This window comes from Paraburkholderia graminis C4D1M (assembly GCF_000172415.1).
GTDB lineage: Bacteria > Pseudomonadota > Gammaproteobacteria > Burkholderiales > Burkholderiaceae > Paraburkholderia > Paraburkholderia graminis.
The window spans coordinates 64,395-82,397 of record NZ_ABLD01000015.1; the positions used below are offsets into that span (position 1 = coordinate 64,395).

Consider the following 18,003-nt stretch of genomic DNA (forward strand, 5'->3'; position numbering starts at 1 on the left):
TTCTTCCCGAATGAGTGAATGAAGCGCGGCATCGCAGTGCATCAGTGATTGGCGAAAAACGCGCGCTGTGAGCGGTTCCCGTTGAGGCGTCCAGCGGATGTCTCGGTGACACGTATTCTGGACAAGCACCAAACAAAACAAAATGACATGGATGTCATCAGATAAGTGACAACCAGTCACCTATTTGGCATGATTAACCGGCACGTCCAGACTGCTGCGCGGCGCAGCGTTCGCTTTCACCTGGTCGATCGCGCTGCGCCACGCGCATTAACTCGAGTAACCATGAGATCCAGTAGCGAGAAGCTTTCCGGCAGCATTAGCGTGTTCGCCGCCGTAGTGGATGCGGGAACGTTCGTGGCCGCTTCGGAGGTGATAGGAATGACGCCGCCGGGCGTCAGTCGGGCGATTGCGCGGCTGGAAAAAAGGTTGAACATCCGGCTCTTCAGCCGGACAACGCGCTCCGTCTCCCTGACTGAAGAGGGCCGCCGCTTTTACGAGCAGGTGATGCCCCATCTCGCCGGATTGGAAGAAGCAGCGGCCGCTGCGGCAGGTGGCGCGTCCGCTGTGCGTGGAAAGCTGAGAATCAATCTGGATCCTGTCGTCTACCGGACCATTCTCGGGCAACAACTCGATGCGTTCATGGACGCACACCCGGAACTCGAAATCGAGTTCATCGCGCGAGACAGTCTTGGCGACCTCGTCATGGACGGCTTCGACCTCGCCGTGCGATTCGGCGAGCCCAAAGCGTCTACCCTGATCGCGAGAAAGCTGCTCGACACCCGCATCGTGACGGTCGCGGCGCCCTCGTACATTGCTCGCTGGGGACGGCCGTCAAGACCCGAGGACCTGGAAGGTCGAAGCCACCGATGCCTTGAATTTCGCAACCCGGAGACAGGCAAGCCGTTCCAGTGGGAATTTCATCGCAAGCGAAAACGCATTGTGGTCGACACTCAGGGACGGCTCACGGTCAACGACCCGGGCGCCTTGCTCAACGCATGTCTCGCCGGTTCCGGAATTGCGCAGATGTTGCTGCTCGGCGCCGAGCCCCTGATTGCCGACGGCCGGTTAATCAATCTCTTTCCCGAATGGGTAGACGAACGGTATCCGTTATACGTCTACTACGCATCCCGGCACCACGTGCCGGCAAAGACCCGCGCTTTTCTTGACTTCGTGATCGAGCTGACGCGCAATCACTCGCGCCTCGGCACGCGCTAGCGCTGTTGCGGGGTACATCTGCACGAACGTCTATAGCCGGACCTCGTCAAAACCTGGCAGCGCCCCGCCCGTTGAGCAGGTCATGCGGGAGTTCGGCAGTCTCTATGACGCGTATGACGCAGTCGGGTACGTGCCGAAGCTCGCCCCGGAGCGCTCTGCAAACAGGCATGCAGAGAGGAAGTCTGGTCCTGGAGCATTCGCCGTTGTCTGTTGCCACGGACAGACGCTCCCCCGCGCGGCATCCGGCACGTGGATTGCTGCATACGTAATAAGAATGCGGCCAACGGCTGCATCCCTATTCTCTCTGACTAAGGAGGCAGAAATCATGAGCAAGGCAACGAGCGCGTTACTCGCGGCTGTCGCCGCACTCACGCTGTCGGGCGGCGCCTACGCCCAGGCCGCCGGTGGCTCCAGCGGTAACGGTTCGACAGGCAGCACGGCTAGCCCCGCAAACCAGGTGAATAGTGCAACGGGCGGCTACGGCACGCCGGGCACCACCAATTCGGACAGCGGCATGTCGGGGCGTCCCAACTCGGGTCTGCCGAGCAGCGTCAATAGCGATTCGACTTCCGGCGCTACCGCACCCGTGGGTGGCAACAACACCTTGGCGACGCCGAGTGTGAAGTCGCCCGCATCGGGTAAGTAGAAGCAATTTCGTTGACTATCGGTGGCGATGAAGCCACCGTCGGGACCCGCTGTCGCCGTCTGGCACGCATAAGACTGCTGCCCGCGCGACAGCGGGCAGCCCCCGCGTCGTCGTGAAATTCCCCCATTTCGCATCGAAGGCGGCGGTCGATGATCTGTTACTCCTCAAGCTCGATCCTTCCTACCGCAGCGACCTGCTGCGCTGTTGCGGCGCAAAGGCGCATATCGAACTGCCGCTGCGCGCGCGTTCGCTAAAGTCGCTACTGAAGTAAGTCAGGGCCGGTAGACGTGATTCGCTCATGCACAAGCTTTTGTGCGCAGCCGCCCAAGTCGTTGCATTTTGTCGCCCGTACGATCTGCCATCGGTAGCGCCGCACCGACCGCATACTCTTACGGAGCCAAGCCAAGCATGCTTCACGAACTGCCAGCCATTACACGGAATGTCCACTGGGGCTACTTTGACGCGGCGCTAGCGCCCGCACTGATCGTCGAGAGCGGCGACTTCGTGCGCGCCGAAGCAATCACGCATCATGCGGGCGACGCGCCGGACCTGATGATGGACGACACGGTGCGGGCGCTTTACGACACGATTCCGGAATCTGACCGGCAACCTGGTGTGCATCTTATGACGGGGCCGATCTTCGTGAGAGACGCAAGACCCGGCGACCTGCTCGAGGTGCGTTACCTGCAAATGAACCCGCGCTTCAATTACGGCTCGAATCTCGCCGCGCACTGGGGTCATCTGTTTACCGACTTCGACAAAGAGCGCGTCACGATCTATGAACTCGATCAGACGTCCAATACGGCTCACGCATTGTATGCATACGACTACCCGGGAAAATATCTGGTGCCGGGCAAACGATCGGAGGTCCGGGACTGCTGCCGCGAACTCGCGCTCGAAGGTATTCGTGTGCCGGTGCGCCCTCACCTGGGCACTGCAGGCGTCGCGCCCGACGTGGCTGGCCGCGTGAGCACCGTGCCTCCCGGCGCGCATGGCGGCAATATCGATAACTGGCGCATCGGCGCTGGATCCACCATGTATTACCCGGTCGCGGTGGACGGCGGTCTCTTCTCGATTGGCGATCCTCATGTATCGCAAGGCGATGGCGAGATTAGCGGCACCGCAATTGAGGCCTCGCTCAATGTGATGTTCCAGATCGTGCTGCGGCGGGACTTTACATTTCCTTCACCGCTGCTGGAGACACCGGATTACTGGATCGTCCACGGTTTCGATGAAGATCTGAATATCGCAACCAGAAACGCTTCACGCGACATGTTGCTTCTGCTTACCGAACGGCAAGGCTTATCACGCGACGACGCCTATTCGCTGATGAGCGTTGCGGCCGATTTCTCCGTGACGCAGGTGGTCGATGGCCGTCAGGGCATTCACTGCAAAATCCCCCGCAGCATTTTTCCTCCGAAGAAACAACCTCGCGCGTGAGCTGTGCGTGCGCGCTACGGCGGTGCGTCCACGCACTGCCGTAGCGCAGCGCTGCGGCGCCAACCGGGCTGTTATCGATGGCACGGACATTGCCCTTGAACAACTCGACTGACGTTCGTCAGCGTACGGGAGCCTTGGGTTGGATCTACAGCGTTTCACCACCGAGTCATACGCCGAGACAGATCGCCTGCGAGCATGGAAAGCGGAGCTGGGCCGATTTGGCCTGCGTTCCGGCGCGCCTGGGGCAGCCGCGCCCCACTTGCATGGCACGATCAGGTCACGCACGTCGACCAACGGCTTCGAGTTGATCGCACTCGCCGCTTTCGCGCAAACCATCGAACTCAACGTCGACGGCGCCGACAGTCTCCTGATCGCGCTGCATATCGACGGCTGCCTGACGCTTGTCGCCGACGGTGCGAGCGAGAGCGTTGCTACCGGCGATATCGTCTATGCTTCCTCGCGCGAGGAAGCGCTCCTGTCGTTCGCGTCAGACTTTCGAGCGTTTGTGATCCGCGTGCCCCGCGCTGCGATCAACGCACGTCTTCTTACACCGTTTTCATTGCGTGCCGGGCGGTTGCCAGGAGACGCCGGTATCGGCCATGTGTTTTCCGGCTTTCTGCGCTCGGTTGCGGAAAGCGTGGAAACGTTGTCGCTCGACGAGTTGCGTCCGCTGGAACTCGCGCTTGCGGAGTTCCTCGTCGCGTCTCTCGTCGGTCATGACAAGGAAGGCAGCTTCAGTGGCCTCACTCCCTCTCAAGCCGCCCTTTTTTCGCGGGTGTGCCGAACCATCGAGGCCAATTTAGCGGATCCGGATCTCGGGCTGACATCGATAGCAAAACAGGAGCGCGTCTCGCCGCGTTATCTACAGAAGCTGTTCGAAGCCGTCGGACAGAACTTCTCGACTTATCTGCGCTCGCGCAGGCTGGAGCGTTGCCGCGCGGATCTGGTCAATCCTCTATACGAAAAGCTTTCCATTGCCGATCTCTGCTTCCGCTGGGGTTTCAACGACGCTGCGTATTTCAGCCGCGCCTTCCGGGAGCAATATCGGGCATCGCCGCGCACGTTCCGGCACGAAGCGGGTCTCGAACTGGCGCGCCATCTCGTGCAGCGTATCTCGCGCGGCTTGCCCGTCAACGCGGGGAACCTGCTCGTACATGCACAACTCGCCGGCCAGGGTGCCGTTCAGGAAACCGCGGACGAGCCGTACTTTACGACGCAACCCGAAGCTCCTTCCCCATCGCCCACCCGCGAGTCCAGCAAGCCGCGTCATCATCTATTGCGCGCGACGGCCAATACAATTCATTGGGGTTACTTCAGTCACGATCTGAAGCCCGTGCTGGAAATCGACAGCGCAGACACCGTGACTATCGAAACACTCACGCAACACGCGGCGGATGACTGGGAGCGGATGGTGCGTGGCGATCCTGGCGCAGAAAGCGTGTTCCACTGGACCGCGGCGCGCAAGAACGTGAACCGCCGCGGCGCGGGCCCCATGGACGCGTCCATTTACGGACGTGGCGCAGGAGAAGGCTTCGGCGTGCACATCTGCACCGGACCTATCGCCGTGCGCGGAGCGCAACCCGGCGATGTGCTGGAAGTGCGCATCCTCGACATTCACCCGCGGCGTTGCGCCAATCCAAAATTCGCCGGCCGTGCGTTCGGCAGCAATGCTGCCGCGTGGTGGGGATTTCACTATCGCGAGCTGTTGACCGAGCCGAAACCGCGCGAGGTCGTCACCATCTATGAGCTCGATGCGGACGCAACCGACAGTGAGACCGCCTGCGCCCGCGCCGTCTACAACTTCCGCTGGACGCCGCAGCGCGATCCTTTCGGCGTGATGCATCCGACAATCGATTATCCTGGCGTGCCGGTCGATCATTCGACAGTGGTCGAGAATCACGACATCCTGAAGAATGTCCAGATTCCGGTGCGTCCGCATTTTGGCGTGATCAGCGTCGCGCCGCAGCAGGATGGGCTAATCGATTCGATTCCGCCTTCCACCTTCGGCGGAAATCTCGACAACTGGCGCGTCACCCGCGGCGCTAGCGTGTTCTTGCCGGTCGGGGTGCCCGGCGCCCTCCTCTCCATTGGCGACCCGCATGCGTCGCAAGGAGACTCGGAACTCTGCGGCACCGCGATCGAGTGTTCGCTCACCGGCGAATTCCAGGTCGTGCTTCACAAGAAAGAAACGCTCGGCAACGAGGTGTACGCCGACCTCACGTATCCATTAGTAGAAACCGCAGACGAATGGGTACTCCACGGCTTCAGCTATCCGAACTATCTGGCCGAGTTCGGTACGAGCGCGCAAAGCGCCGTGTACGAGAAATCCACGCTCGACCTCGCGATGCGCGACGCTTTCATCAAAACGCGGCGCTTCCTGATGACGACCAAGGGCCTGTCCGAGGACGAGGCGATTTCGCTGATCTCAGTCGCGATCGACTTCGGTGTCACCCAGGTGGTAGACGGCAATTGGGGGGTGCACGCGATCATCCGGAAATCGCTGTTCTCCGCGTGACGTAGCAAGCGGCGGCCTCGATACGCGCGCGTACAAGAGTTTGTTCGCAGCAAGCTCGATGCGGCGATTTTGGCTTCCGTACGATGGGTCCTGACGTGAACACAGGCGTACGCGCCGTTCGACAGGACACTGCACCATGGATTCTCCCGCATATCGCGCGCTGGCCGGCCACGGGCGCTTTGATTATTCGCCGATCGGCGGCCGCCCCGTGTATCGCTGGCCCGACGGTTCCCGCCTCGCCGTCTACATCGGTTTCAACATCGAACACTTTGCGTTCGGCGAAGGACTTGGCCCGACCATCGGTCCAGTGATGCCTGAGCCAGACGTACTGAATCACGCATGGCGCGAGTACGCCTTGCGCGTGGGAGCATGGCGCTGTCTCGATCTGTTCGATGAGCTCGCACTGCCGGTAGCGGGCATCATCAATACGGCGCTCTATGATCACTGCCCTGACCTGGTCGCCGCGTTCGCCCAACGTGGCGATGAACTTGTCGCCCACGGCCATACCAATTCAGACAGACAGGGAACGCTGTCCGAGGCCGAAGAACGTGCGCTGATCGTGGCATGTCGCGAGCGGATCGCCGCGGAAAGTGCACAGCAGCCAGCGGGCTGGTTATCGCCATGGTTGTCCGAGAGTCATGTCACCAGCGATCTCGTGGCGGAAGCGGGTTACCAGTACACGCTCAACTGGTGTCACGACGATCAACCCACGCGCCTCGTTACACGCAACGGTCAGCCGCTGTGGGCAATTCCGTATCCGGAAGAAGTCAACGATATTCCAATGATCCTCGCGCGTCAGATGGACGCAAGATCGTTCGCCGATCTGGTGATAGATCACTTCGAGGAGATGCTGCGGCAATCCGCCCGCGAGCCGCTGGTGATGGGCATTGCCTTGCATGCGTACCTGGCAGGACAGCCGCACCGCCTGCTTCACTTGCGGCGGGCGCTCGAGCATATCGTCCGCGCGCGCGACGAAGGCCGGATCTGCATCACTACGCCGGGTTCGATCGCAAGTCACATGGACTTCCTTGGCCACTGACTCCCCCTCTTCCCGCATCGCCATATCAGCCGTTTAACCGATGTTTTGTTCAACCTCATCAAGGTTCGCCATGTTCATGCCAAAAGCATTCAAGCTTCTCTTATGCGCTGTCACCAGCCTTCTTCTCGCACAAGGCGCGTCCGCGCAATCGTGCGAACCGTCCAAAGTGGCCCAGAAATATCCGTCGCTGGCCGGAAAGACCATCAAGATCGGCGTCGATCCCGAGTCGCCGCCTTATGCGTTTCGTGACAGCAAAGATTTCAACAAGATTATCGGCGCCGATGCCGACATGGCTCGCGCCGTGTTCGATTGCGCGGGCGTGAAAACGGAGTTCTTCACCGCCGGCTGGCCCGGGCTGCTGCCGGCCCTGCGCGCCGGACAGATCGATGTCATGTGGGACTTGCTGTACTACACGCCCGAACGCGCGAAGGAAACGACTTTCGTCACGTATATGCAGGCCGGTACCGGCGGCCTGGTGGCCGCCGGCAACCCGAAAAAAATCGATGACATCTCAAAGCTCTGCGGCCTCACCGTCACAGCAGGCATCGGCACAGTCGAACTCACGATGGCGCAAGCGCAGGCCGCGAAGTGCAAGGCCGAAGGCAAATCCGACGTGACCATCATGACTTCAGCCGATATCGCCTCGGGTGCGCGCCTCGTCGCCAGTCATCGTGCCGACGTGATGATGTACGACCTCGCGCTCGTCGACGGTCTCGCGAAACAGAACCCGCAGCTCTACACCCGCGGCTTCATGGTGACGAGCGGCATGAAGATCGGCGTGGGCGTGAAAAAAGGCAACGCCGACATGATCGCTGCGGTGTCCGATGGACTCAGAATCATGCAGGCCAATCAGACCCAGAAGAAAACGTTCCAGCAATACGGCGTGGATCCGTCGCTGGAAATGTCGACTACGTTGCTTACTCAATAAAGGCTGCCTGCGCGGCACACCGTCCAGTGTGTCCGTAGCGTCATGAATCAGGTTCTGACATGAAGGCATCGCGTATCAAACAAAACGTCGTCGGCACGCTCGTTGCGGCCGCCATGCTGGTCTTTCAGCCGGCCATGGCGGCCGGCCTGGATGGCGTCCAGGTGCTCGACGGTTTCAGGGAACTGGCGGGTTATGTCGGCTCGCCGTTCCTGCTCGGCGGCGCGTGGATCGCGGTGAAGATCACGCTGATAGCGATGTCGATCGGGCTCATGCTCGGCCTCGGCCTTGCACTGATGCGGCTCTCGCGATTCAGGACTTTGAACTCGGCGGCGTGGGGCTATATCTGGTTCGTGCGCGGCACGCCGCAACTGCTGCAGCTCGTATTTATTTTCGATGCGTTGCCGCTGATCGGTCTGCGCTTCGACGAAGTCTCGACTGCGGTTATCGGCTTCGCACTGAACGAGGCGGCGTTCAGCGCCGAACTGTTTCGTGCCGGCATTCTGTCGGTGAACCGCTCGCAATCCATCGCGGCCGCGGCGCTCGGCATGGGACCGTTGCTGACATTACGCCGCATTATCCTGCCGCAGTCCATGCGGGCGGTGATCCCCGGCCTCGCCAACGACACCATCGGCATGTTGAAGCTAACCTCGATCGCCTCGGTCATTTTCGTCAACGAACTCACCTTTCGCTCGCAACAGGTCGTCGGCCAGAACTTCAAGTTTTTTACCGTGTTCGGCGCAGCGGCGGTGATCTATCTGTTCCTCACGAGCGGAATTTCACTGGTTCAGGTGTGGCTCGAACGCATCTTCGATCACGAGCGCGACCGGAAACTCACATTCTCGTGGTTTGGACTGCGCGTTTCGACGCCCGATGCGAAACCGCCCGGCGCTCCGGATCTCGCGCCAGTCGCCGCTCAGGAGATGGAACCGAATGGTCACGCGTGGATCGGCACGCTGCTGCCCGCAGAAAGCCGCACGCCCCGGCATCGCGACGAACCGTTTGTCGCATGCAGGAACGTCTGGAAGTCGTATGGCAAACGCGAGATTCTGCGGGGCGTCGATCTGTCGATTGCGCATGGCGAAGTGGTCGTCATTCTGGGTCCGAGCGGCTCAGGCAAAAGCACGCTGCTCAAGCTCATCAACCATCTGGAACCGCTCGACTGGGGAACGATCAAGGTCGATTCACGGTATGTGGGTTATCGGGAAGTGCCGGGCGGCGGCGGCACGGTTCGGCCTCTGCACAACCTCGCACGCGCACGCGCCGAAGCGCGCGTCGGCATGGTATTTCAGCACTTCAATCTGTTCAGTCATTTGAGCGCGCTGGACAACATCGTCGAAGCACAGCGGCAGGTCTATGACGTGCCGCGCGCCGAAGCACAAGCGCTCGGCCGCGACCTGTTGAAAAGCGTCGGCCTCGCCGCCCATGCGGATTTTTTGCCGCATCGGTTATCAGGCGGACAGCAGCAGCGGGTGGCGATTGCGCGGGCGCTCGCGATCAAGCCCAAGCTGATGCTGTTCGACGAGCCCACTTCGGCGCTCGATCCAGAACTTGTCGGAGAAGTGCTTGGCGTGATGCGTGGCCTCGCCGATGCCGGCATGACGATGATCGTGGTCACCCACGAAGTCCGCTTTGCCCGCGATGTCGCCGACCGCGTCGTTTTCATGGATGGCGGCGAAGTCATCGAGCAGGGGACGCCGCAGCAGGTCATCGACAACCCGGTTCACGAGCGCACCAGAAAATTCCTTAACGTCGTCGCTAATTGAATATGAGGCTCTCATGACGGACTTCGAAACTTTCAACCTTGGTCGCGTCGTGCTGCAGTCCGGCGCGACGCTGCCCGACATGCTGCTCAGCTACAAGACCTATGGCCGGCTGAATGTGGCACGCGACAACGCGATTGTCTACCCGACGTTTTATAGCGGCAGCCATCTGGACAACGAATGGTTGATTGGCGAGCACATGGGACTCGACCCGCGTGAGTACTTCATCATTGTGCCGAACATGTTCGGCAACGGCGTATCGAGTTCGCCGAGCAACAATCCGCCGCCTTATGACCGTGGACGCTTTCCGCGCGTCACGCTATACGACAACGTCGCGATGCAATATCGCCTTGTGACCGAGAAGTTCGGCATTGAGTCGCTCAGGCTCGTCACCGGCTGGTCGATGGGCGCGATGCAGGCGTTCCACTGGGCGGCGATGTATCCGCGAATGGTCGAGCGCATTCTGCCGTTTTGCGGAGCGGCACGGTGCTCGCGGCACAACTTTGTATTTATCGAAGGGCTCAAGGCACCGTTGCTACTGGACCCGGCATTCCGCGACGGGTTCTACGACACACCGCCCACGCGCGGAATGCGTGCCGCTGCCCGTGTGTTTGCGGGCTGGGGATTTTCGCAGGCGTTTCTGCGCCAACGGCTCGACATGGAAGCAATGGGATATGGCTCCCTCGAGGACTTCATTACCCAGTTCTGGGAGGGCGATTTCCTGAAGAAAGACGCGAACAACATCCTGTCAATGATGTGGAGCTGGCAACACGGCGACATATCCGCGAATTCGCTGTATAACGGCGATTTCGATCTGGCGTTGGGCAGTATCACCGCCAGGGCAATCGTGATGCCCGGGCGCACCGATCTATATTTTCCGCCGGAAGACAGTGAGTATGAAGTGTCGAAGATGCCCAATGCACTGCTGCGGCCTATCGAGTCAGTCTGGGGGCATTTTGCAGGCGGCCCAGCGGCCAATCCCGTCGACGTCAAGTTCATCGACAATGCAGTAAGGGAAATTCTGGCTATGTAACGCTCCTGGAACATATCGACCTATTCGCTGATGATCGAGCAGTTCGCTTGGAACTCAGGAGACTCGGAGACCGTTAAGTTGATGATGCAGCGGTTCGCCGGAACGCCAGGGGGAACGGTACTTCAGTGCCGTATGCGCGGTGCCGCGCACGAGCCTCGCATCACCAGTTCCGCGTCCACCGTCAATCTTCGTCGCGGCAGTTTTGGGTTGTCCAGCCGCTCCATCAGGAACCTCCCCGCCGCCTTGCCCAACTGGTCATGACTCCAGCGCACCACGGTGAACGCAGGCGTGGCGAGAAGCGCAACGTCGCTGTCGGCCCCCGCGATGACCGATAGGTCTTGCGGTACCACAAGTCCGCATTCCCGCGTCGCCTGCATTACACCGGGAAGCAGTGACGTTCCGCCGGCAACGATGGCCGTGGGCGGCTCGGCCAGCTCGAGCAGATGGCGTGTCTCTGTATAGCCGGCGTCGCGTGCAAACGTGGCGTGTCGAATCAATTCCGGTTCCAGCGTCAGCCCGCGCTCGTTGAATGCATCGCCGAACCCCTTCAGGCGGCTTTGAGTCGGATGCACGCCTGGCTCGCCAGAAATGAGTGCAATGCGACGATGCCCAAGGTCGGCAAGATGATGCACCGCTTGCCGAACACCCGCGGCATGGTTGACCGTGACCGAATCCAGCTCGGCAGGCATCTCACGGTCCAGCAGCACGACTGGAAACTGCACCTCGCGCAGCATTGTCAGAAGGGCCGGATCTTCTTCCGACGAGGTAGCGATAACGAGGCCATCGATCCGCCTCTGCTGGAATCCGAGCAGCAGTTCCAATTCCCGCTTGATGTCGTGATAGCTGGACGCAACCATCAGTGAGAACCCGAAACCCTCGATCTCCTTCTGCATCGAGTCCACGAACATACTCAGCACGGGCACGGTGAAGTCGCGCATCACGCAGGCGAATGTCATCGACCTGTGATTGCGCATGCTTTGGGCCACCATGTCCGGCACATAGCCGAGTTCGACGATGGCCGCCTTCACGCGCTTGCGCGTATCCTCGCGGACGTTCGGGTGCGCGTTTATCACGCGCGAGACGGTTCCGAGACTTACGTCGGCCAGAAGCGCTACATCACGGATTGAAGGCTTGCGCTCGTCGTCAGAAGCCGTATCCGCCGAAGTCCGGCGTGGAGAAGTGCCTTTCGATTCTGTGCTCATTGGTTGGAACAGGCCTTTGTCAAGCCATTGGAAGAAGCGCCTTGGACTCACTCGCCCGGCCTGCCTCGGTACGAGCTTGCGGCTTTTGCCAGCGTGGCTCCTGCCCGCCGGTTTGCCCTGCGGCATGAAACGTTCCCAATGTTCCGGGCTCGGCCGGCTTTGTCAAGCAGGCTGTAAAAAGCCGCTTTTCCAGGGAACCACCGCCTTGACAACGATAATTGACGCTCTATATTGGAAACGTTTCATTGAAGATCCGCATTGAGTGCAAAAGCTGCTTCTCTTCAGATCTTTTATTTTGGAAACGTTTCATTTCAATAGCGAGACACCGTGACGGGCATTACCATGACTGAACAACGAAGCACCCGAGGGCTCCCGCTCGAAGACATCTGTGTGGTGGAGATCGGGCACAGCCTTGCGGCACCGTACGCGGGCATCATCCTGGCTCACCTTGGCGCCCGGGTCGTGAAGATTGAGAACGCTGCCCAGGGAGACTACGCCCGCGGATGGGGGCCGCCCTTCATCGACGGTGCGTCCGCGCTCTTTCACGCAATGAACCACGGCAAGGAAAGCATCAGCGCCGATTTTGGCGACCCGGCCTGCGCGAGATCGATTCGGGACTTCATCGTCGAGAATGCGGACGTGGTCCTTCAGAACCTGAGGCCCGGCAATCTCGACCGTTATGGCCTGGGTGCACAGGACCTGACGGAACTCTGTCCGTCGCTCGTCTATTGCAACCTTGGAGCCTTCGGAGCCACAGGCCCTTTGCGCAACAAGCCCGGTTACGACCCGTTGGTGCAGGCCTATAGTGGAATGATGAGCATCGTCGGACATGCAGACGATGCGCCCAGCCGCGTCCCCGTTTCGATCAACGACATGGGCACGGGGATGTGGGCCGTCATTGGAGTTCTGGCCGCGCTGCGAGATAAAGGCCGTGACGACCCAGAACGCGGTCGGATTGTCGACGTGTCGCTCTATGAAACCGCCCTCGCCTGGATGACGGTACCTCTGTCGGACTGCCTCGCCGGCGGTCCGGAGCCCACCCGCATTGGTTCCGGTAGTCCGAACATCGTGCCTTATCAGGTCTTCGACTGCACCGATGGCGCAATCCTCGTCGCCGCGGGTAATGACACGCTGTATCGGCGTCTGTGCAATGTCATGGACCTGCCCTCGCTCGCCGACGATCCTCGATTCTCCACCAACGGAGACCGCGTTCTGAACCGGAAGGTGCTCATTCCGCTTCTCGAAGCCAGGTTCGCGCAGAAGCCCGCGGGAGACTGGCTTAATGCGCTCGAGGCCGGATCGATTCCATGCGGCCCGTTGCAAACGGTCGATCGCGTGGTCACGAACGAACAGACCGCGTCTCTCGACATTCTGCGCCGGACACCCGACGGACGCACTACGACCGTCGCGCTTCCCGTTTCTTTCGACGGCCGGCGCCCACCGTTGCCCGGCAATACACCGGGGCTCGGCGAACACAACCATCTGCTGATCAGGACGCCGGCACACGACCGTGCTGACGACCTGTTGCGGCAGGAAAGCGATTGACGCCAGTTGCATCCTCAAAGAGGCAGATAAAGACCCAGGTAAACGCCGAAGTGAAGGTCCGGATAACGATTCAAATAGAGTTGCACACACACTTCCATCAAGGATTCCCGGACGTCGGCCTCATGCGGCAGGCGAACCGGGACAATCAGGAGACAGCAATTGAGCCAGACCTTTCTTGAACCCACGCCGGCGCCATCGGACGAACTGCCGGCCGTCACGGCCGTGAGCGCGGATGAACACAAGCTTTATCTCCGCGTCGCGCTTCGCATCGTGCCGCTGCTCTTCGTTTGCTATGTGGTCGCATTCCTCGACCGCATCAACGTCGGCTTCGCGAAGCTGCAAATGCAGGACGCCCTTGGTTTTAGCGATGCGGTATATGGTCTGGGCGCGGGCATCTTCTTTCTTTCGTATTGCCTGCTCGAAGTGCCCAGCGCTTTGCTTCTGAAGCGCATGGGTGCGAAGAAAACCATCGCCCGGATCATGATCTGCTGGGGGATTGTGGGGATGTGCACGGCATTCGTCACCAACGTGACCGAGTTTTACATCGTCAGGCTGCTGCTGGGCGTATTCGAGGCGGGCTTCTTTCCTGGCGTTATTTTCTATCTCAGCTCCTGGTTTCCGGAGAACCGGCGCGGCGTCATCATCTCCTGCTTCATGGTTGGATTCCCCATCGCCGGTCTTGTCGGCGGTCCCGTTTCCGGCTGGGCGATGACGGGGCTGGCGAACGTCGCGAACATGGCGGGATGGCAGTGGCTTTACATCGTCGAGGCACTGCCCGCGGTCGCGCTCGGCATCCTCACGCTCTTTATCCTCGACGACAACATCGACAAAGCCAAATGGCTGAGCGACGCGGAAAAGAACACGCTGCGGGAAGGCTTCCGGGTCGAAACCGAACGCAAGCGCAAGAACCACCAGGACGGGCACGGCACTCTTGCGCAGGCTCTCGCGGACCCGAAGGTCTACATGCTTGCGTTCATCGACTTTGCGTTTGTTTGCGGCACCTATTCCGTCACGTTCTGGTTGCCGACCGTCATGAAGAGTTCGGGCATATCCAATCTGTCGCAACTCGGGTGGCTATCGGCCATTCCTTACGGAATGGGCGCGCTGGGAATGATCGTTATCAGCCGAAGTTCCGACCGGATGCTCGAGAGGCGCTGGCATGCAACCATCGCCGGCGTGATAGGCGCGATAGCGCTTCTGCTGGTATCGCAGTCGATGAGCTCGGCCGTCGTGACCCTCGCGCTGCTGACCGTCGCGTGCGTCGGCATCTTTTCGATAAACGTGCTGATCTGGTCGATTGCTGCCGACTATCTTCACGGTTCTGCCGCGGCAGCGGGCAGCATCGCGTTCGTGAACTGCATAGGTTTGCTTAGCGGGTTTTGCAGCCCATTCGTCATCGGATGGTTGAAGACAATGACAGGCACGCTCAATAGCGGCCTCTACGTCATGACGGCCGTTCTCTTTCTGGGAATCATCGTCATGTTCGCAGGATTCAAGCCCAGGGCGGTCAGGTCAGCGTAGACGCCCCAGAGGCCGCATCCAGACGTAAGCAGCAGCAACCGGCCTGTTTTCCCTGAACGATTCACCGGGGGGCCTTCGCAAGCCCATCCAGGATCAACGGTAAAGAAACTCTCATGCACAAAATCGCCATCCTCGACGACTATCAGAATACATCGATGAAGTTCGGTAACTGGCACGGTCTACGTGAGCATGCCGAAATAACGGTCATCACCGACCATATCGACAATGAAGACGCTCTGGTCGAACGGCTTGAGCCGTATGACATTCTGTGCGTCATGCGGGAACGGACCTGGTTTCCGGGAAGCGTCCTCTCGCGACTCAAATGCCTCAAATTGCTGGCAAGCACCGGGCCGTGGAACGCCGCGATCGATATCGAAGCCGCGGACGAACTCGGCATCACGGTCTGCGGGACGGCCTCGTCGCTCACCGCCGCGGCTGAACACACATGGGCGCTGATTCTGGCCGCGGCGCGCCACATCCCGACAGAAGTAAGCTCGTTCAGAAACGGAGGATGGCAAGTTACCGTCGGCCGGGACCTGAACGGCAAGACGCTCGGTGTGCTTGGACTAGGCTATTCGGGAAGCGTGACCGCACGCGTCGCACAGGCCTTCGGCATGAAGACAATCGCATGGAGCCAGAACATGACTGCGGAGTCCGCGGCGAGCCATGGGGCTCAGTACGTATCGAAAGAAGAATTGCTCGCCTCCAGTGACATTCTGTCTATTCACGTTCGCCTTTCGGAGCGCACACGCAATATGATTGGTGAACACGAGCTTTCTCTGATGCAGCCTCACGCGCTGCTCGTCAACACCGCGCGCGGCCCGATCGTCAACGAGCAGGCTCTGATTGCCGCGTTGAACCGCAAGCAGATTGCGGGTGCCGCCATGGACGTATTCGATGTCGAGCCATTGCCCGCGAATCATCCATACCGGACCATGGACAACGTCATAGCAACTTCACATATCGGCTACGTCACCGAAGGTTCTTACGAGTTCTACTATGGCGAATCGGTGGAAAACATCCTTGCCTGGATTGAAGGCAAACCGATTCGCACGCTGACCGCAGCGAAGCGGGAAATCAGCTACCAGACGGTTCCCTCCTGACAAGGTAATCTACCGGAAAAAGCGGCGGTGTCCCGCCGCCTTTCTTCGACAGGCAGGCCGACAAACGTAGCTGCACCGTCTTGTGTCGTCCGCTCGATACGAGCGCCCTTGTCTGTTCGTGTGCGACCACCTGATCGACCGTTTGAATCGGGCCACAAGAAATACCGGCCTCGTCGAGGCGTTCAAGCCAGTAAGCAGCGGCCTTCTTGCCGAAGGCACGCTGCAACAGGTCGATAAGTTCTACACGGTTACTCACTCGTCGAGTGGAAGCTGCCTGGTCATCTGCATACTCCGTTTATATGCTGTCACCTGCTTACGTTGCCTCCACGGCGACTTCATATTTCTCCGGCTGGATCGGCCCCAGGTCGAGCTGATAGATGCGGACTGCCGCCTCGCGACTGATGTAGCCGTCGGCAACATCGGCGAGCACCCGCGCGCGCTCGCGTTGCCGTGGCTCGCCGAAACCGCCGCTGCCTGCCGGCTGCACGACGACCTGGTCATTCCGGTAGACCACCGTCTGGCCGCCCTTTGCAGGTACGGCCACCTCCTGGCCGTCCGCGCGCCGTACCTTGCACACAAACGGGCTGCCGGCGAGGCCGCCAAAATGTCCTTCAGGCGCCGTATAACCGCGCTCTCCCGAGACCGTAAAGGTGGCTTCGTCATATTCGACCCGGTACACGCGGCGAGAGGTCAGCCCACCGCGCTGCCGGCCGGCGCCACCCGTATCCGATACGAGCGACCACTCTTCCACCAGCAACGGCGATGTCCGTTCGATCATCTCGATCGACTGGCTGCCAGCGTTGCCGACATAGACCCGGATCCCGCTGACCCCGTCCTTGTCTGGCCGCGCACCCATGCCGCCGGCGTGAACGTCATGCATCGTGACGAATTTTTCTCCAGTCTCCGCCACTCGCTTCTGATTCGTATCGCGTCCGCTAAAGATTCCCGCGCAGGCCGCGCAGTTGCTTTGTCCGAGGATGCGATCCGGGACGGCAGGCGCAAGAGCCTTGAGAAGAAGGTCGATCACTCGCGGCGAGGTTTCGGTGTTGCCCGACACGACAGAGGCCGGGTACTCGCAATTGAGGACACTGCCTTGCGGAGCAATGATGGTCACGGGCCGATAGCAGCCCTGGTTGATTGGAATGCTCAGGTCCGTCAATGCCTTGACTGTGAACCAGGTGCTGTTGCAGGTGACTGAAAACGGACAATTGATCCCGCCGCGCACCTGAGCGCCTGTCCCCGTGAAGTCGAAGGTAATGTGGTCGCCCTTCACGGTAACGTTCACCTTCAGGAGCGGTCGCTCGTGCTTCCATCCTGGCGCCTCGATCGGGTCGAGGAATTCCTCAGCTTCATAGACGCCGTCCGGGATCTTCGCAATCTCCGCGCGGATGAGCTTCTCCGAATGGTCGAGACTCTGGCTCATGACTTCGCGCAATGCATCGGCGCCATATTTCGCCACCAGCTCGGCAATGCGCCGGTCGCCCACGTACGTGCCGGCGTACTGCGCCTGGATATCGAGCCTTAATTCATGCGAGTTTCTGCTGTTGCGCGTGAGTATTTCCAGTACGTCGCGCACCGGCTCGTCGTTCCGGTACAGCAGAACCGGCGGAATCCGGATTCCCTCGGCGAAGACGTCCCACGTCGCAATCGCATAGCTGCCCGGCGACTGACCGCCAATGTCGGTCCAGTGGCCACGCGTCATCACGAAGGCGACGATCTCGCCGCCGACAAAGACAGGGCGCGTGAACTGCACGTCCGGCTGGTGATTGCCGCCCCCCACGTACGCGTCATTGCTGACGATCACATCGCCAGGCCGCAGATTGTCGCGGCCGATCGCCTCCACCGACACGCGCGTGGAGATCACGGCCGAACCCAGCATCGTTGGAATGTCGTTGCCTTGAGCCACGAGTTGCATATCCGCGTCGAAGATTGCGGCCGACGAGTCGCCACTCGCATGCATCAGCGGACTTCCCGCCGTGCGCATCATTGCAATCTTCATTTCGCGCGCAACCGCATACAGGCTGCTACGGATGATTTCGTATGTCACGATGTTCAT

At 60.3% G+C, this 18,003-nt stretch carries 15 protein-coding genes; 12 read left to right on the forward strand and 3 right to left on the reverse strand.

Translation table 11 applies throughout. The features are described 5' to 3' along the window. The first annotated feature begins 282 nt into the window (after positions 1-282). The 9 genes from BGRAMDRAFT_RS21790 (at position 283) to BGRAMDRAFT_RS21825 (ending at position 10,576) form a co-directional block, all read left to right on the forward strand. Complete coding sequence (locus BGRAMDRAFT_RS21790; RefSeq protein ID WP_044021605.1) at positions 283-1,215, forward strand: LysR family transcriptional regulator; 933 nt, start codon at positions 283-285, stop codon at positions 1,213-1,215. A gap of 325 nt (positions 1,216-1,540) precedes the next feature. After that, the gene (locus BGRAMDRAFT_RS21795; RefSeq protein ID WP_006050994.1) at positions 1,541-1,861 is read left to right on the forward strand and encodes a hypothetical protein; all 321 of its coding nucleotides are present in this window, start codon (positions 1,541-1,543) and stop codon (positions 1,859-1,861) included. A 112-nt stretch (positions 1,862-1,973) separates the two neighbouring features. Beyond that, positions 1,974-2,132, forward strand: coding sequence for a hypothetical protein (locus BGRAMDRAFT_RS34625; RefSeq protein ID WP_175130831.1), 159 nt, complete (start codon positions 1,974-1,976; stop codon positions 2,130-2,132). A gap of 137 nt (positions 2,133-2,269) precedes the next feature. After that, positions 2,270-3,301 (forward strand): acetamidase/formamidase family protein, encoded by a 1,032-nt coding sequence (locus BGRAMDRAFT_RS21800; RefSeq protein WP_006050995.1) that lies wholly within the window; start codon positions 2,270-2,272, stop codon positions 3,299-3,301. A gap of 139 nt (positions 3,302-3,440) precedes the next feature. Next, on the forward strand, positions 3,441-5,816 hold the full coding sequence (locus BGRAMDRAFT_RS21805; RefSeq protein ID WP_006050996.1) for an acetamidase/formamidase family protein: 2,376 nt from the start codon (positions 3,441-3,443) through the stop codon (positions 5,814-5,816). A gap of 136 nt (positions 5,817-5,952) precedes the next feature. Further along, entirely contained in the window at positions 5,953-6,855 is a 903-nt protein-coding gene (locus BGRAMDRAFT_RS21810; RefSeq protein WP_006050997.1) for a polysaccharide deacetylase family protein, read from the forward strand. A gap of 76 nt (positions 6,856-6,931) precedes the next feature. After that, positions 6,932-7,783, forward strand: coding sequence for an ABC transporter substrate-binding protein (locus BGRAMDRAFT_RS21815; RefSeq protein WP_232292322.1), 852 nt, complete (start codon positions 6,932-6,934; stop codon positions 7,781-7,783). A gap of 59 nt (positions 7,784-7,842) precedes the next feature. After that, complete coding sequence (locus BGRAMDRAFT_RS35875; RefSeq protein ID WP_006050999.1) at positions 7,843-9,546, forward strand: amino acid ABC transporter permease/ATP-binding protein; 1,704 nt, start codon at positions 7,843-7,845, stop codon at positions 9,544-9,546. A 13-nt stretch (positions 9,547-9,559) separates the two neighbouring features. Continuing rightward, positions 9,560-10,576 carry an alpha/beta fold hydrolase gene (locus BGRAMDRAFT_RS21825; RefSeq protein ID WP_006051000.1) on the forward strand — a complete coding sequence of 339 codons (1,017 nt, stop codon included), beginning with the start codon at positions 9,560-9,562 and terminating at the stop codon, positions 10,574-10,576. A gap of 122 nt (positions 10,577-10,698) precedes the next feature. On the opposite strand, the gene BGRAMDRAFT_RS21830 is transcribed toward BGRAMDRAFT_RS21825, so the two are convergent. Further along, positions 10,699-11,778, reverse strand: a complete 1,080-nt coding sequence (locus BGRAMDRAFT_RS21830; RefSeq protein ID WP_232292323.1) for a LacI family DNA-binding transcriptional regulator — start codon at positions 11,776-11,778, stop codon at positions 10,699-10,701. A 342-nt stretch (positions 11,779-12,120) separates the two neighbouring features. Here BGRAMDRAFT_RS21830 and BGRAMDRAFT_RS21835 point away from each other — a divergent pair, with 342 nt between their 5' ends. From BGRAMDRAFT_RS21835 to BGRAMDRAFT_RS21845, 3 genes are all read left to right on the forward strand, one after another. Continuing rightward, positions 12,121-13,323: a CaiB/BaiF CoA transferase family protein gene (locus tag BGRAMDRAFT_RS21835; protein WP_006051003.1), complete on the forward strand. Its 1,203-nt coding sequence runs from the start codon at positions 12,121-12,123 to the stop codon at positions 13,321-13,323. Positions 13,324-13,482: 159 nt separating this feature from the next. Further along, positions 13,483-14,844 (forward strand): MFS transporter, encoded by a 1,362-nt coding sequence (locus BGRAMDRAFT_RS21840; RefSeq protein WP_006051004.1) that lies wholly within the window; start codon positions 13,483-13,485, stop codon positions 14,842-14,844. Between the two features lie 113 nt (positions 14,845-14,957). After that, positions 14,958-15,947 (forward strand): D-2-hydroxyacid dehydrogenase family protein, encoded by a 990-nt coding sequence (locus BGRAMDRAFT_RS21845; protein ID WP_006051005.1) that lies wholly within the window; start codon positions 14,958-14,960, stop codon positions 15,945-15,947. Here BGRAMDRAFT_RS21845 and BGRAMDRAFT_RS33855 read toward each other — a convergent pair. Both BGRAMDRAFT_RS33855 and BGRAMDRAFT_RS21850 read right to left on the reverse strand, forming a co-directional pair. Beyond that, entirely contained in the window at positions 15,922-16,203 is a 282-nt protein-coding gene (locus BGRAMDRAFT_RS33855) for a CoA transferase (protein WP_232292324.1), read from the reverse strand. The two genes, BGRAMDRAFT_RS21845 and BGRAMDRAFT_RS33855, sit on opposite strands and share 26 nt — an antisense overlap. 57 nt (positions 16,204-16,260) lie before the next feature. Beyond that, a complete protein-coding gene (locus BGRAMDRAFT_RS21850; protein ID WP_006051006.1) occupies positions 16,261-18,003 on the reverse strand; it encodes a hydantoinase B/oxoprolinase family protein in 1,743 nt (580 codons plus the stop codon).

Excerpts from the sequence above, each read along its gene's own strand:
- BGRAMDRAFT_RS21790 (WP_044021605.1), top strand. The coding sequence starts at position 283 with ATGAGATCCAGTAGCGAGAAGCTTTCCGGCAGCATTAGCGTGTTCGCC.
- BGRAMDRAFT_RS21795 (WP_006050994.1), top strand. The coding sequence starts at position 1,541 with ATGAGCAAGGCAACGAGCGCGTTACTCGCGGCTGTCGCCGCACTCACG.
- BGRAMDRAFT_RS21800 (WP_006050995.1), top strand. The coding sequence starts at position 2,270 with ATGCTTCACGAACTGCCAGCCATTACACGGAATGTCCACTGGGGCTAC.
- BGRAMDRAFT_RS21810 (WP_006050997.1), top strand. The coding sequence starts at position 5,953 with ATGGATTCTCCCGCATATCGCGCGCTGGCCGGCCACGGGCGCTTTGAT.
- BGRAMDRAFT_RS21815 (WP_232292322.1), top strand. The coding sequence starts at position 6,932 with ATGCCAAAAGCATTCAAGCTTCTCTTATGCGCTGTCACCAGCCTTCTT.
- BGRAMDRAFT_RS35875 (WP_006050999.1), top strand. The coding sequence starts at position 7,843 with ATGAAGGCATCGCGTATCAAACAAAACGTCGTCGGCACGCTCGTTGCG.
- BGRAMDRAFT_RS21825 (WP_006051000.1), top strand. The coding sequence starts at position 9,560 with ATGACGGACTTCGAAACTTTCAACCTTGGTCGCGTCGTGCTGCAGTCC.
- BGRAMDRAFT_RS21830 (WP_232292323.1), bottom strand. The coding sequence starts at position 11,778 with ATGAGCACAGAATCGAAAGGCACTTCTCCACGCCGGACTTCGGCGGAT.
- BGRAMDRAFT_RS21835 (WP_006051003.1), top strand. The coding sequence starts at position 12,121 with ATGACTGAACAACGAAGCACCCGAGGGCTCCCGCTCGAAGACATCTGT.
- BGRAMDRAFT_RS21845 (WP_006051005.1), top strand. The coding sequence starts at position 14,958 with ATGCACAAAATCGCCATCCTCGACGACTATCAGAATACATCGATGAAG.
- BGRAMDRAFT_RS21850 (WP_006051006.1), bottom strand. The coding sequence starts at position 18,003 with ATGAACATCGTGACATACGAAATCATCCGTAGCAGCCTGTATGCGGTT.